This is a genomic window from Haladaptatus marinus (genome assembly GCF_051194195.1).
In genome coordinates this window covers 395,043-408,863 of the sequence record NZ_JBLZNK010000002.1, presented here as the reverse complement: position 1 = coordinate 408,863, position 13,821 = coordinate 395,043, and the positions used below count along the sequence as shown (strand labels likewise).

16 protein-coding genes and 2 pseudogenes are annotated in these 13,821 nt (G+C 58.8%); 10 read left to right on the top strand and 8 right to left on the bottom strand.

The window, feature by feature from the left end; genetic code table 11:
• Window positions 1-8: 8 nt before the first annotated feature.
• Window positions 9-224, bottom strand: a complete 216-nt coding sequence (locus ACN2TU_RS04145; RefSeq protein ID WP_066142210.1) for a ribbon-helix-helix domain-containing protein — start codon at window positions 222-224, stop codon at window positions 9-11.
• A 180-nt stretch (window positions 225-404) separates the two neighbouring features.
• On the bottom strand, window positions 405-695 hold the full coding sequence (locus ACN2TU_RS04140) for a hypothetical protein (protein ID WP_435153212.1): 291 nt from the start codon (window positions 693-695) through the stop codon (window positions 405-407).
• 181 nt (window positions 696-876) lie between these two features.
• Here ACN2TU_RS04140 and ACN2TU_RS04135 point away from each other — a divergent pair, with 181 nt between their 5' ends.
• The 6 genes and pseudogenes from ACN2TU_RS04135 to ACN2TU_RS04115 all read left to right on the top strand — a co-directional run bounded on the left by ACN2TU_RS04135 (window position 877) and on the right by ACN2TU_RS04115 (window position 5,536).
• A complete protein-coding gene (locus tag ACN2TU_RS04135) occupies window positions 877-1,473 on the top strand; it encodes a sulfite oxidase-like oxidoreductase (RefSeq protein WP_435153210.1) in 597 nt (198 codons plus the stop codon).
• A 33-nt stretch (window positions 1,474-1,506) separates the two neighbouring features.
• A complete protein-coding gene (locus ACN2TU_RS04130) occupies window positions 1,507-2,835 on the top strand; it encodes an isochorismate synthase (RefSeq protein ID WP_435153209.1) in 1,329 nt (442 codons plus the stop codon).
• Window positions 2,832-4,583 carry a 2-succinyl-5-enolpyruvyl-6-hydroxy-3-cyclohexene-1-carboxylic-acid synthase gene (gene menD / locus ACN2TU_RS04125; protein WP_435153207.1) on the top strand — a complete coding sequence of 584 codons (1,752 nt, stop codon included), beginning with the start codon at window positions 2,832-2,834 and terminating at the stop codon, window positions 4,581-4,583. The genes ACN2TU_RS04130 and menD overlap by 4 nt, the downstream gene beginning before the upstream one ends.
• A 62-nt stretch (window positions 4,584-4,645) precedes the next feature.
• Complete coding sequence (locus tag ACN2TU_RS04120; protein WP_435153205.1) at window positions 4,646-4,804, top strand: hypothetical protein; 159 nt, start codon at window positions 4,646-4,648, stop codon at window positions 4,802-4,804.
• Window positions 4,741-4,957 (top strand): annotated as a pseudogene (locus tag ACN2TU_RS26935) (DUF7522 family protein); the annotation flags it as partial. The gene ACN2TU_RS04120 and the pseudogene ACN2TU_RS26935, both read left to right, overlap by 64 nt.
• 129 nt (window positions 4,958-5,086) lie before the next feature.
• Window positions 5,087-5,536, top strand: coding sequence for a DUF302 domain-containing protein (locus tag ACN2TU_RS04115; RefSeq protein ID WP_435153203.1), 450 nt, complete (start codon window positions 5,087-5,089; stop codon window positions 5,534-5,536).
• 74 nt (window positions 5,537-5,610) lie between these two features.
• Here the strand turns inward: ACN2TU_RS04115 and ACN2TU_RS04110 are convergent.
• The 4 genes and pseudogenes from ACN2TU_RS04110 to ACN2TU_RS04095 all read right to left on the bottom strand — a co-directional run bounded on the left by ACN2TU_RS04110 (window position 5,611) and on the right by ACN2TU_RS04095 (window position 8,954).
• Window positions 5,611-6,828 (bottom strand): annotated as a pseudogene (locus tag ACN2TU_RS04110) (tripartite tricarboxylate transporter permease).
• 118 nt (window positions 6,829-6,946) lie between these two features.
• Window positions 6,947-7,279 (bottom strand): 50S ribosomal protein P1, encoded by a 333-nt coding sequence (gene rpl12p, locus ACN2TU_RS04105; RefSeq protein WP_435153201.1) that lies wholly within the window; start codon window positions 7,277-7,279, stop codon window positions 6,947-6,949.
• Between the two features lie 6 nt (window positions 7,280-7,285).
• On the bottom strand, window positions 7,286-8,314 hold the full coding sequence (locus ACN2TU_RS04100) for a 50S ribosomal protein L10 (RefSeq protein ID WP_435153199.1): 1,029 nt from the start codon (window positions 8,312-8,314) through the stop codon (window positions 7,286-7,288).
• A 1-nt stretch (window position 8,315) separates the two neighbouring features.
• Entirely contained in the window at window positions 8,316-8,954 is a 639-nt protein-coding gene (locus tag ACN2TU_RS04095) for a 50S ribosomal protein L1 (protein WP_435153197.1), read from the bottom strand.
• Window positions 8,955-9,120: 166 nt separating this feature from the next.
• Between ACN2TU_RS04095 and ACN2TU_RS04090 the strand changes: the two genes are divergently transcribed.
• Window positions 9,121-9,831: a hypothetical protein gene (locus ACN2TU_RS04090; RefSeq protein ID WP_435153195.1), complete on the top strand. Its 711-nt coding sequence runs from the start codon at window positions 9,121-9,123 to the stop codon at window positions 9,829-9,831.
• 21 nt (window positions 9,832-9,852) lie between these two features.
• Here ACN2TU_RS04090 and ACN2TU_RS04085 read toward each other — a convergent pair whose 3' ends face one another.
• Both ACN2TU_RS04085 and ACN2TU_RS04080 read right to left on the bottom strand, forming a co-directional pair.
• On the bottom strand, window positions 9,853-10,329 hold the full coding sequence (locus tag ACN2TU_RS04085) for a 50S ribosomal protein L11 (RefSeq protein ID WP_435153194.1): 477 nt from the start codon (window positions 10,327-10,329) through the stop codon (window positions 9,853-9,855).
• 570 nt (window positions 10,330-10,899) lie between these two features.
• Window positions 10,900-11,103, bottom strand: a complete 204-nt coding sequence (locus tag ACN2TU_RS04080; protein ID WP_435153192.1) for a VNG_1110C family protein — start codon at window positions 11,101-11,103, stop codon at window positions 10,900-10,902.
• A 111-nt stretch (window positions 11,104-11,214) separates the two neighbouring features.
• Here ACN2TU_RS04080 and ACN2TU_RS04075 point away from each other — a divergent pair, with 111 nt between their 5' ends.
• From ACN2TU_RS04075 to ACN2TU_RS04065, 3 genes are all read left to right on the top strand, one after another.
• On the top strand, window positions 11,215-12,324 hold the full coding sequence (locus tag ACN2TU_RS04075; RefSeq protein ID WP_435153190.1) for an OBG GTPase family GTP-binding protein: 1,110 nt from the start codon (window positions 11,215-11,217) through the stop codon (window positions 12,322-12,324).
• Complete coding sequence (locus tag ACN2TU_RS04070; protein ID WP_435153189.1) at window positions 12,321-12,779, top strand: TIGR04206 family protein; 459 nt, start codon at window positions 12,321-12,323, stop codon at window positions 12,777-12,779. Before ACN2TU_RS04075 ends, ACN2TU_RS04070 begins: the two co-directional genes overlap by 4 nt.
• 109 nt (window positions 12,780-12,888) lie before the next feature.
• On the top strand, window positions 12,889-13,647 hold the full coding sequence (locus ACN2TU_RS04065) for a VOC family protein (protein ID WP_435153187.1): 759 nt from the start codon (window positions 12,889-12,891) through the stop codon (window positions 13,645-13,647).
• The last annotated feature ends 174 nt before the right edge of the window (window positions 13,648-13,821 follow it).

Genomic DNA, 13,821 nt, shown 5'->3' with positions numbered 1-13,821 from the left:
AAACGGCGTTAGAAGACGTACTCGTCTTCGTGCCCCATCATCCCCTCATCTTCGAGACCCGGTTCTCGGTCGTTGTCCATCGGCCCACTCGTCTTGTATGCCTTGAGACCGGTTGCGAGCAAGTCCTCGATAGCTTCTTCACGGTTGACGAACTCGCCCTGTTCGACCATCTGGGCGATTTGCATTTCGAGGTGCTCCGGGACGGTGATCTCTACCTTTGGCATTGGAACAGTTGCAGGCTTCGGGAGGGGTGTTCTTAAGTCTGACGGGTAGATAGTACGACGGTTGTGAAACGTAGCTTTTTGTTTTGTAAATTCATTTTTCGAGACCAAACAGAAATATCTGCATTTTTTGAAACCCCTCTGGGCGAGGGTATTGAAAAAAGGAAAATTTTCCGTTGGCGCTCACCGGTTACCGAACATCTGGTCGAGCGAGTCGATGATACTGCTAGGCTTCAGCGATTCGAGGCGCTGTTCCATCCGCTTCTGGTTGAAATAGCTGGCGAACGCGAGGATGGTCGGCGGCCACAGACCGATAAACAGACCGCGTTCTCGATTCCCTCTGATGAAAAATTGGTGCCATGCGAGAAGGACTGATACCCCGGACGCGAGTATCGCTACGTCTCGTGTCGATTCCTCTGCGGCTTCCATCGCTGGACGCTCCCGCATTCTCGTTTGTTGCTCTGTCTCGGACATGCGTCAGTCGATTACGCCACGCCGTTCTTTGTTATTCAGTGAGTACCGCCCTCTCGAAGCGAGATATGAAGATTACGCGCGGATAACCATACATTACTGGCACCACTTTCCGATTAGTTTTCCCTCCGCATACCTCTCCGCAGTCGTTAGACTGACGTTTTTGCTCACCCAGAGTTCGGACATGAGCGTTAGGGACGTTACGCATCTCCACGAAGAGTACGACGGCGAGCGATTGCCACCGGGACAGCGGGAGACGAGCAAGTTTCCCGTCCTCTCGAAAGGAAGCACGCCCGACTGGAATCCCGAGACGTGGGAGTTCTCCGTGACGGGCGCGGTCGAAACCGAGTTGACGTTCTCGTGGGACGGGTTCCGCGACCTGCCGAGCGAAACACAGCGACAGGACTTCCACTGCGTCACAGGCTGGAGCAAGTTCGACTGTACATTCACCGGCGTGACGTTCACCACCCTCGCGGAACTGGCGGGCGTGAAAGACGACGTGGTTCACGTAATGTTCTCCGCACTCGACGAGTATACGACGAACCTCCCGCTTTCTGCCTGCATGCGCGACGAAGTTCTATTCGCGTGGGGATACGACGACGAATCGCTTCCCCGGGAACACGGTGGCCCGCTTCGAGTACTCACGCCCCACAAATACGCCTACAAAGGGGCAAAATGGGTGAACGGAATCGAGTTCCTCACCGAGTCTGAACGCGGATACTGGGAAAGAAGAGGTTATTCTAATACGGCAAATCCATGGAATGAGGAGCGATATAGTTAGGCTGAAGGGTTATCGCTCCTGAGTTGTCTCTCAATGCCACCGCACCGTGACGGTCAACTGTCGGCGGGTACCTCTCTCGCAACCCGATCCTGCCGAATATCCGACGTTTCGTTTCGCTCGTTTCTCGCTGGGCGGCCGGCACCGAGAATCTACTGGACGACCCCGGACGGACTCGAAATCGCCGCGAGTGGTGCCGTCGCTCGCCTCACCGCCAACAGGGTATCTCGTTTCGACTCCGTCCGCGAGCAAGCGCGCGACCTGTTCGTGTCGCTCGATTCGGACGGAGGGCCCGAAGCTACACGCCCGCGACTGTTCGGAGGGTTCTCGTTTCACGCCGAACACGAACCGACACCGCCGTGGGATGGGTTCCCCGGCGCGGAGTTCGTCCTCCCACGCGTTCAGTTGACTCGAACGGACACCGAAACGTGGCTCACGGTTTCGTGCCGGGATGCGACGCGCGACGAAATCGAAACAACGCTAACCGACCTGCGAGCTGAACTGGCCGAACTGCCCGAGATGCGCCCGCGCGGCGAGGCACCGGGCGTCGAATCGACTCGTCACACCACTTCGCGGGAAGAGTGGGGCGAACAGGTGCGGCGAGCGACCGAGCGAATCCGGGCCGGGGAGCTACAGAAAGTCGTACTCGCCACCGCACTCGAAGTCGAACTGGAGAATCCAATCGCCGTGCTGGACACCCTCGAACGACTGCGAACGTCCTATCCGGACTGCTATCGATTCCTCTTCGAACCCTCCACTGACAGCGGATTTTTTGGCGCGCCGCCCGAACGTCTGGTTTCGCTCACAGGGCAGACCGTCGAAACGGAGGCGCTCGCCGGGTCGATTGCGAGAGGCGAAACCCCCGAAGAAGACGACGAACTCGCGGAACAGTTGGCCGACAGCGAGAAAGTCCGTGAGGAGCATGAACTCGTCGCCGAAACGATCCGCGACGGACTCGAACCCCTCGCTTCCTCTGTTCTCGTCGGCGACCGGCGGCTCAAACGCCTCTCGAACATCCAGCATCTGCAAACACCGATTTCGGCCGAACTCGACGGTGACAAACACGTTCTGTCGGTGGTCGAAGCCCTCCACCCGACGCCCGCTGTCGGCGGTCTGCCACCCGAAAATGCCAAACGAACCATCCGCGAGACGGAAACGTTCGACCGTGGCTGGTACGCCTCACCGGTCGGTTGGTTCGATGCGGACGGCGATGGGGAGTTCGCAGTCGGGATTCGCTCCGGCGTCGCCGCTGATTCGCGCGTGACGCTGTTCGGTGGCAACGGCATTGTCGCCGACAGCAACCCGGATGACGAGTGGGACGAGGTACAGTTGAAATTCCTGCCGATATTGGACGAACTCGAATGAGCCACCCGAACCGAAACACGCTGTGGGCCGATACGTTCGTGGACGAGTTGGCCGAAGGCGGCGTCGACGCGGTCTGTCTCGCTCCTGGTAGCCGTTCGACACCGCTAACGGTCGCGTTTGCGACCCACGACGACATCGAGGTGTTCTCGCATTTGGACGAACGCTCCGCGGCCTTCTTCGCGCTCGGTCGGGCAAAGCGAACCGGGAAACCGACGCCACTCGTCTGCACCTCGGGGACTGCAGCGGCGAACTTCCATCCGGCAATTATCGAGGCCGACAGGGCACGAGTGCCGATGCTCGTCTGCACGGCAGACCGTCCGCCTGAGCTTCGGGACAGCGGCGCGAACCAGACGGTTGACCAGGAGAAGCTGTACGGGGATGCGGTTCGATGGTATGCCGATATCGCAGAACCGGCGGCAGAACCACGAAAACTCCGATATCTCAGAACGACCGCCGCACGCGCACTCGGGTCGGCTACCGGAACACCGCCCGGCCCGGTGCACCTCAACTTCCCGTTCCGAAAACCGCTCGAACCGACCGAGGTTTCCGGCGACGTTCCCGACGATTTCGCGGACGAGCATCCACTCGCCGGGACGGGACGGGAGGGCCCGTTCGTCCACGTATCCCAAGGTGTCCCTGAACCGGATTCCGCATCGCTCGCCGAAATCTCGAACGCGGTTTCCGACGCGGAGCGGGGCCTGCTCGTCGTTGGTCCTGCCGACGCACCAATGCCAACACGAAGCGCGCTTTCGGAACTGGCGGACGAAACAGGATTCCCGATTCTCGCCGACCCGCTATCGGGCCACCGATTCGGTCACGACCGAACGGTCGTCGGTGGCTACGATTCCTACCTCATTTCGGACGTGACCGACGAGTGGCCCGACCCGGATGTCGTCCTTCGGTTCGGCGCATCGCCGACTTCGAAGGTGCTCCGACAGTATCTCGAACGAACTGCTGCGCGGCAGTTCCTCGTCGATTCGGCGGGTGGTTGGCGCGAAGCAACGTTCACGGCGACCGACCTCGTCGTGGCCGACCCGGCGCGGTTCGCCCGACGGTTGGCGGACGAACTCACAGGGCAAACCAAAAACGACGATTGGTTCGCTCGCTTCGAACGCGCAGAATCGTGCCACTGGAAACTGGTCGAAGGGACGAACGAGGATTTCGAAGGTGGCGTCCTTTCGTCGGTCGCCGAACTCGCCCCCGACCCGGCGACCCTGTTCGTCTCGAACAGCATGCCCGTTCGTGATATCGACCGATTCGGGAAACCGCGCTCCGCCGACGTGACGGTTCTCGGCAATCGCGGCGCGAGCGGTATCGACGGTATTACCAGTAGCGCGCTCGGGGCAGGTAGCGCGACGGATGACCCATTGGTGCTCGTCACTGGCGACATCGCCTACTATCACGATATGAACGGGTTGCTCGCACTCGCGCGCTGTGGCGTCGACGCAACCATCGTGGAAATCAACAACGACGGCGGGGGGATTTTCCACACGCTACCCATCGAATCGTTCGACCCGCCGTTCACCGGCCAGTTCAGGACGCCACACGGCCTCGATTTCGAAGCGACGGAGGGACTCTACGACCTCGATTTCGACCGTGTAGAGACGCTTTCCGAGTTCCGAGAACAGTTCCAAACGTCCCTCGACACCGCTGGAACACAGGTCATCGAAGTCATCACCGATGCGGAAGCCAGCCATCGGATACGGGAATCGTTGCAAAACACCCTCATTCGAGAGCTCTCGGACTGATTTTCATCTGGGATAATCTGAGGAAGATTAATGCTGTCGTCGTGCGAACACATGATATTCTCATGACCGGGACAGCCACCGAATCCAAAGAGTTGTTCACGTTCCTACTGGATCGAGTCGGTGACCACCTCGAAGCGTGCTGTACTACGACGACGAGGTGTCCGACTTGCTGTACATCCGCGATGACGTTGCTGACGCGTACGACGAACGAGAACGCGTGAACGTCCTTCGCGACGTGCGTCTCGAAGCTATCGGAAAAAGCCCATCAAGAAGTTCTCTACATTCACGGGTTGCTGGACTGTACAATTCGATGTTTCGACGACGCCGTCGAGATGCATTTCATCCACGGCGAGACGTGTGGAACCGCAGTCGCGCTGGACAGCCAAGTGTTTGCCGTACACAACACGTTCGTCGGCCGCTGCCTCGAAGTTATGGGCCAGTATTCGCCGAGAGTGCTTTTCGGACAACAGTCCTTTTATCAACCGCTGAGTATGCGATTTTGTATGAGCCTCGCAATCGATCCAGAGAAGTTGAACGGTGACGACATCGGCGAAAAGCGAACGACGTTGAACATGGAACACGAAGCAGCAGTCGAGCACGTCCGCGAGGCGTTCACGGACGCGGGGTTTGGCGTCGCGACCGAATTCTCCCCCTCGACATTGCTGGCGGAGAAAATCGATGCCGACCGGGACGACTATCACGTCCTCGGCGCGTGCAACCCGTCGATGGCGAATCGAGCGCTCGATGAAAGCGACCACCAAATTGGCGCGCTGTTCCCCTGCAACGTCGTTGTTTGGGAAGAAGAACCGGGCGTACAAACGGTGTACCACGTCAGCATCATGAAAATCGCTCGTCTCGTCGGGATGACACCCGACACGGAAGGATGGGCGGAAATCGTCGCAGAAACCGGCGACTACGTCGAGGACGCGTGGGCGAATCTCGACGCGGCCTAACCGCCGGTCTTTCTCCGCGACCTGTTCGCGCAATACACTCCTCGTGTGCCTTCCGCCACGGCTTTTTTCGACAGCTATCCGCCGAGAGCGAGCGGGCCCATCAACACGCCCATCACATGAACGCGACGACAACCGACTCGCGGCGGGAGCAGTCCGAGGAGCACGCTGACGAGGAAGATCCCGATACCGACGATACCCGCGAACAGGAACGACGCCACGACCAGCAGTGAGAGCACACCGACCGAGAGTTTTCGGTAATCCGCCCGTCCGACCGTTCGGAGGTAGGAGTCGCCAAGCACGAGAACGAGGACGAACCCGACGATTCCGGCAATCGCGACGCTAACGAGGAGCGTCGAGAAGTGAAGTGGCGTGTTCGTTTCTCGGAGAGCGACCATCACGCCGGTTCGCGGTGTGCCGAGGGCGACGAGCGCAAACAGCGCAAAAACTGTATTCGCCGTGTTGACGCCGCTCGTTGCGACGACGAATCCGCGTGCCCCGGTACGCCCGGGAACCAGTGCGAGCGCGATGACGGCGGCAATCGAGCTCGAAACGCCGGGGAGATAGCCGACGATTGCCCCGGCAATCGCACCGGCAAATACCGTCAGAACGACATCCACGCGTGCGGTGGCGAGCCCCGCATCTGACTGTTCCGGTATGCCCGCGCCATCCATCGCATCGACCAGTACCGGGGCACCGAACAGTCCGGCGAACAGCGGTGTCAGAACGCCACCCGCGTCCAGCGGTGCGGCGGGAGATAGGTCGAGCGTCACCACGCCGAGAACGACGCTCGCACAGAACGCGACGAGGCCACCGACTTTTCCACGCATTGCGGGTTCCGTAACGATGAGAAATCCTGCGACCCCGACGAGAACGAACGGCAGGTTTCGTCGAACGAACGGGTACGCCGTCGTCATCACCTTCGTCACCGGAATCGCAAGTGGAACCGCGAAGGCGACGGCCAGACAGGCGAATCGCCTCGCGGCCACGGCCTTCGATGACGAGTCGATGGGCGGGAAGCGCCGACACCGCGATCACCGGGTCTGGAACGCCGAGCGCAAGGGTCGGTATGACATCGAGAAACGAATGGACGACCCCCGCGGCCAGCATCGATGCACCGACGAATTCCAGTGATCCGGGTATCGCCGGGGCCGCCGATACGAGCAGTAGGGCGAGGTTGTTGACGTGAATCCCCGGCGTCAGTCCGCTCACCGTTCCGAGCCACCAAGAATGAACGCGAGTGCTGTCGCTGTCGTTGCCGGAGCTACAACGAATCGTGTTCCGAACACCTCCATCGAGGCGGACTAGTTCCGTATTCGTATTTAAACGTTTGTGACCTCTCGACAGTACCACCCCACAGCCGTCGCTGTCCGATTTGCACGCGAAAGAAAAAAACTGGTTTGATGTTGCCGTTTAACCAAAGAGTTCGCCGAGGCCTTCGCCGCCTGCCTCTTCGTCTTCGTCGTCGTCTTCTTCTTCTTCTTCAGCGGCCTCTTCCTCTTCGACACCTTCGTCGCCACTCTCGTCGCCACCTGCGGCACCGTCTGCGGCGGCTCCACCGGCGGGGACGGCTGCGGCCTGTTCGACGGCCTCGTCGATGTCGACGTCTTCGAGTGCGGCGACGAGCGCCTTCACTCGGGACTCTTCGACCTCGACGCCGGCGGCGTCGAGCACGTTGGTGAGGTTTTCTTCGTTCAGTTCTTCGCCCGATTCGTTCAGGATGAGTGCAGCGTAAACGTATTCCATTGTTAGTTATCCGAACATTGCGCCGAGGCCTTCTCCGCCTGCGTCTTCATCATCGTTGTCGTCGTCATCGTCGTCTTCGGGCTCGGCGTCAGTTGCTTCTTCGTCAGTCGATTCTTCTTCCTTAGCACCGCCCGCGGCAGGTGCTTCGATTCCGCGAAGCTCCTCGGGGAGTGCGTCTTCGTCGTCGATTTGTGCAGCCAGGGTACGAACCTGTGCGTCCGCCTTGCTCACGAGATCCGGAGCGAGATCCGGGCTCTCGATGGCGGCTTGAAGACCAAGGCTCTTGGCCTCGCCAGTCGCCTTCGAGACGAGCAGGGGAACGGTCTGTTCGGTCGGGTAGACCGCGTTGACGGAGAGGTTGCGACCGAAGGCGGCCGCTCGCTCGATGTCCGCGCGGTACTCGTCCACGTCGATGGCGAGTTCGTCCGACTCGAACATCACGCCGTCGGAGTAGACGGCGCGCAGGTCGAGACCGACCTCTTTCGGCTCCATGCCGAGTTCGGCGAGCACGTTTGCGAGTTCTTGGGAAACCTCGTCGCCTTCCTCCGCGACAAGGCTGTCCTCGGTCACGTGGATGGAGCCATCCATGATCCGTGCGGCGGCACCGGCCTGCTGGAGTTCACCAACGAATGGGCCGGGGTCGACGCCCGTGTCACCTTCCGGGATGGTGATTTCGTTCGGGGCGATTTCGCCCGCCGAAATCGGTGCCGGACTTTTCGATTCTTCGAGTTCCTTGTATAGGCCGAACGGGTTGTCGTTCGTTCCAATAAGGCCGACCTGTCCGGAGATGTACTCCTCTAGGTCTTCGAAGCCGCTTCCGACCGATTCGATCGCCCGTTCCACGAGGGTGTTTCGGCTGACGCGGAGTTCCGCGCTCCCGTGGAGACTGCGACGCATGTTCTGGAGCTGTTTGCTCGGGATGCCGGTGATGTTGACGACGCCGACACTGCTGTAGTTCTCGACGAAATCCGTCAACTCGGCGACTTCCGCGCGCTTCCACTCCGGAATCGTCTCGGTCTTCCGTTCTGCGGACATCTTAGGCCACCTCCACGGACGGTCCCATCGTCGTCTTCACGAAGACCGTATCGACGTTGAGCGGGCCTTTCTCCAAGTTGGAGTGAAGACGCCGGATGATAACGTCGATGTTGTCGGCGATTTCCTCCGCCGACATGTCTTCTGCACCGACACGCGTGTGGAACGTACGTCGGTCACCGCTTCGAAGCTGGACGGTGTTTTTCATCCGGTTGACGGTTTCGACGACGTCGTCGTCGGGTTGAAGCGGCGTCGGCATCTTACCGCGTGGACCGAGCACGGTACCGAGGTATCGACCGATGTCTTGCATCATCGACGCCTCAGCAACGAAGAAGTCGGTCTCGCCGGCAAGGTCTTTTGCCGCGTCGGTGTCGTCACCCAGCTCTTCCAACTCGTCGCCACCGAGAACGTCGTCCGCGACATCCTCGGCGCGGAGGGCGGTTTCACCCTCCGCGAACACGACGATTTGGGTTTCTTGTCCAGTTCCTGACGGGAGTACGATACTCTCGTCTACACGATTCGACGGATCGTTTAAATCGAGGTCGCGCAGGTTAATCGCGAGGTCAACCGTTTCGCGGAAATTCCGCTCCGGGGAGTCCTCGAGTGCGCGAGAGACTGCTTGCTCTATCTCATTATCTGCCATCGTTCACCTCCGTAGTACGCAGGAATGCTCCTACGGGTCAGTGAAACAGGCGATGCCTGTCTCACCGGAAATTGACGCATGTCGAACTTAAACCCGTCGAACCAGTACGCGTTGTGGTACTCACCGACACCGGTTTGTGTCATGCTATCGAATTAACCTATTCCATATGGTCTCCCTTTCGGGTCTGTTGGCGCTTCTCCTCGCGCTGGTACATCTCGTGGCAGGAAGCGTGCGGTCGTTACGTTCGAGTCCACGGAGTCGGTGGCTTTCCGTAGCGGGTGGCGCATCGGTCGCCTACGTTTTCGTCCACATCCTCCCTGAGTTGGGCGAAGGCGAGACGGTTCTCAAGTACGTCACCTTCTTGACGCAGTTTATCGAACGACACGTCTATCTCGTTGCACTGGTCGGCTTCATCTTTTTTTACGGATTGGAGCGCCTCGTGAGAGTGACCGAGGACAAACCCGAAAGGCAACAGAATGCGGTCTTTGTGATTCACATCGGTTCCTTCGCGGCTTACAACGGACTCATCGGCTATCTACTCGTGCATCAGGAGGAACCGGGGGCGGTAAATCTCGTTCTCTTTGCCGTCGCGATGGGTTTGCATTTCGTCGTCAACGATGTCGGGTTCAGAGAAGACCACGAGGAGAGTTACAATCGGCTCGGTCGTTGGTTGCTCGCCGGAGCGGTCATCATCGGATGGTCCATTGGATACGCCACGGAAATCGATGAGCCCCTCGTAAATACGTTGTTCGCGTTTTTGGCCGGTGGCATCATCCTCAACGTCATCAAAGAAGAACTCCCCGAGGAGCGCAAAAGTCGTTTCTGGACGTTTACAGTCGGCGCTGGTAGCTATTCGCTACTCCTGCTGTTCGTCTGACTTCGAAAGGAATAACCCGGATTAGGCTTCGAGTGCGTCGTCGTACTCGCCAGCGTCGACCTTCGCTTTGAACTCTCGCGCGTCGTCGCCTTCGATGGTGACGCCGAGCGAGGCACAGGTACCGACGACTTCCTTCGCCGCGTTCTTCGTGTCGTAGGCGAGGAGGTCGGGGTGTTTCTGTTCCGCGATTTTCTTCACTTGGTCGATGGAAAGGTCAGCGACGAAGTTCTTCTGCGGTTCGCCACTGCCTGTCTCGAATCCGGCTTCGTCCTTGATGAGCGCCGCCGTCGGCGGGACACCGATTTCGAGTTCGAAACTGCCGTCTTCCTCGATGGAGATGGTGACGGGAACTTCGGTGCCGTCGAATGCGGCAGTCTGTTCGTTGATTTCGTTGACGACTTCCTGCACGTTGACCGCGGTTGGGCCGAGTTCCGGGCCGAGCGGTGGGCCGGGGTTGGCCTGCCCTCCGGGTACGAGGACTTCGATTGTATCAGCCATACCCGAACGAAATCTCGCTGGAGTTTTAAGGATTTTCTTTTGCGGCGTTCAACGGCGGTCTGTGTGAACCATCGGGCGTGCCACTCGTTCCCGTTGCTACTCGTTCTCGTCGCCGAACCGGTTCGCTCATGTTTTCGCTAACGGTTCGTGACAGCCAGAACCGGAGTCATAAGGAGTGGCGTGAGTGAAATCGTCGCGTCGGGCGTTGCCTCGCCGTCAGCGTTTAGCGGTCGGAGCAAAGTAACTTATAATCTCCGCGCGTGGACGGGGAATTCCGGATGAACTCTCCCCAGCGTTCGCCGTTAACTTCTTTCGTGAGTTGACTTCTTTCATGAGTACTGTTTCCACGCGATGGCCGCAGAATACGCATTGCTCGCTCCCGCTCGTATTCACTCTCTCACTCATTACCAATAGTCGAACGCACGAACGGGAACGTGAAGAGCAAAAATGTGAAATACAGGACGAATCCGGCCAGTAGAAATCTCGTAACGGCAGTGACTCGACTCTACTATGTCGAAGACGCGGAACAACCCCGATTCCGGTCAGTCTACAACGGGTTCGATGCAGTGATTACGGCAAGCTCACGCCGTGGCGTCCGAGAAACTTGCTCGCCTGCTTGATTTCGACCGGGCTTCCGACGATACGGAGATATCCCTTCTCCAGCGGGACGATACTGATCATGAACTGGCGTTCCAGTTCAGCTCGAATCCCATTGAGGGCATCGCGGGGGAGGACGATTTGGGTGCTGTCGCGGAGGCGGGCGGGGTTCGGCATCACGTGTAGTCGTTACGATAGCCGAAACGTATTAACGTACCGAAATCAACGGCGGTGTTCCGTTGACGCGAAGGAACAAGTTTTTCGGCAGTCACGGCTGACGTGTTGCTAATGGGACTGGAGGAGGAAATCGAAGCACTCCGCGAGGAGATTACCAACACGCCGTACAACAAGTCGACCGAGTCGCACATCGGGCGACTGAAGGCGAAACTCGCGGAGAAAAAGGAAAAGTTGGAAAACCAGTCCTCTGCTGGCGGTGGCGAAGGGTACGCGGTCGAAAAAACGGGCGACGCGACGGTTGCGTTCGTCGGATTTCCGAGCGTCGGTAAATCCACGCTCCTGAACTCACTCACCGCCGCAGAGAGCGAGGTTGGCGCATACGAGTTCACGACGCTGAACGTCAATCCGGGCATGTTGCAGTACAACGGCGCGAACATCCAACTGCTCGACGTGCCGGGACTGATCGAAGGTGCGGCCCACGGACGCGGTGGCGGACAGGAAGTCCTCTCCGTCGTCCGTGCCGCCGACCTCGTGGTGTTCGTTCTCTCTGTCTTCGAGATCGACCAGTACGAACGACTCCGGAAGGAGTTGTACGAGAACAAGATTCGGCTGGATTCCACACCGCCGAGCATCTCGATTGCGAAGAAGGGACGAGGCGGAATTCGGGTCACGTCCAGCGCTGACCAGGATATCTCGGAGAACGTCATCAAAGAAGTCCTCCGTGAGCAAGGGTACGTGAACGCGAACGTGACGCTCCGAGAGAAGGTGGACATCGACCGTCTCATCGACGGCATCATGGACAACCGCGTGTACATCCCGTCGATGGTGACGGTGAACAAAGTCGACCTCATCGAACACGACTACGCCCAGAAGGTCAACGAAGAACTGCGCGACCACGATATCGACCCCGACGAGGCGGTGTTCATCAGCGCGGAAAAGGAGAAAGGACTCGATGCGCTGCGGGAGAAGATCTGGGACGAACTCGGGCTGATGCGCATTTATATGGATAAACCGGGGCGAGGCGTCGATTACGAGGAACCGCTCGTTCTTCCGTATGGCAGCACCATCGAGGACGCTTGTGACCGACTCGGCGGCGAAATGCGCGAACGATTCCGATTTGCGCGCGTCAGCGGCCCGAGCGCGAAACACGACGAACAGCAGGTCGGAGTGGAACACGAACTCGCCGACGAGGACGTTCTCAGGATGATTCTTCGGAAGTGAGCCCTGTTTTCGCGCGTTCTGTCTTCGCTTTTGCGACCAAACCTCGACGCCTCGTCCTGCTTTCGTTGTTGGTCGTTCCGTGGACCGTTCTCGCCACATCCGGTGGAACGACGCTGGTCTTCCCGTGGGGGCTAGCAAATCCGATAACGTTGCACGTCACGACGCTTCCCGAGTATCTGTATGCTCGAACTGCTGGGTTACCTGGACAGCTTCTCGCGTGGCCCCTCAGTGTGGTTTTCTATCTGCTCGCACTGATGAGTGCGTTCGCCGGTCGGTTCGAAGACCGACGGGTGACTGCTGGCCTCCTCGTATTGGCTGGAGTGACCCACCTGAACTTCACACTCAGGTTCGTGGGATACGATGGGTTGGTGGTTCCACTCGGTTCGATCGCGCTTTTCGCCGTCGTATGGTGGTTTCATAGGCCCGACGTGCGTGATTCGCTGAACCGGGAGTAAGGGTAACTACCGAACGTGCGTAAACTAACATATCGAAAGTCGTTTTCACGACTACACAACACTTCCGCGAACGGTACGTTTTTCGCTCCGGAGCGGGTTTTTCGAACGTATGAGCGGCACAATCGACCACGTGATGATGCGCGTAGAGGATTTGAACGAGACGCTCGACTGGTACGGCACGCACCTCGATTACGAGGAGAAAGGTCGATGGGAGGCGGACACGTTCACGAACGTCTACCTCGGCCCGGAGGACGTTCACAAGGAGGGTGCCGTCCTCGAACTCACGTACAATCACGACGACAGAACCTACGAGATGGGCGACGCGTGGGGGCACATCGCCGTCCGTGTCGAGGACGTGTACGATGCTTACGAGGAACTGATGGATGCTGGCGTCGAGGATTACCGCGACCCCGATTCCTGTGGCGGGCGTTACGCCTTCGTCAAAGACCCCGACGGCCACGAAATCGAAATCGTCCAACGAGACCACGGTGCCCGATGGAGCATCGACCACACGATGATTCGCGTTGAAGACGCGGACGAAGCGCTCGGGTTCTGGACGCGCAAGTTCGAATACGAACACACCGGTCGATGGGAATCAGACACCTTCGCCAACTACTTCATGAAACCCGAGGACGCCGCCGAGGAGTCGATGGCGGTCGAACTCACGTACAACTACGACGGTCGGTCGTACGAGATGAGCGATGCGTGGGGACACCTTGCCGTGCGCGCGGACGACCTCCACGACGATTGGGAGACGCTAATGGAGCGAGAAGCGACGGACTTCCGCGACCCGGAATCCTGCAACGACCGGTACGCGTTCACCAAAGACCAGGACGGGCACGAAATCGAACTCGTCGAGCGCAACTGAGCGAACGGCTGCGTATTTTAGCGGGAAATTTTGCCGTTAGACTGGCAAAGAGGACAGATATATAATTTTTCTTTCAATGATGTTTTGAAGTCATAGTCGACATGAAATCATATCTTCGCTCGGATTTGTTTTCCGATGCCACTTAAAGACTGGAACTGTGAATCTCCACGTTAA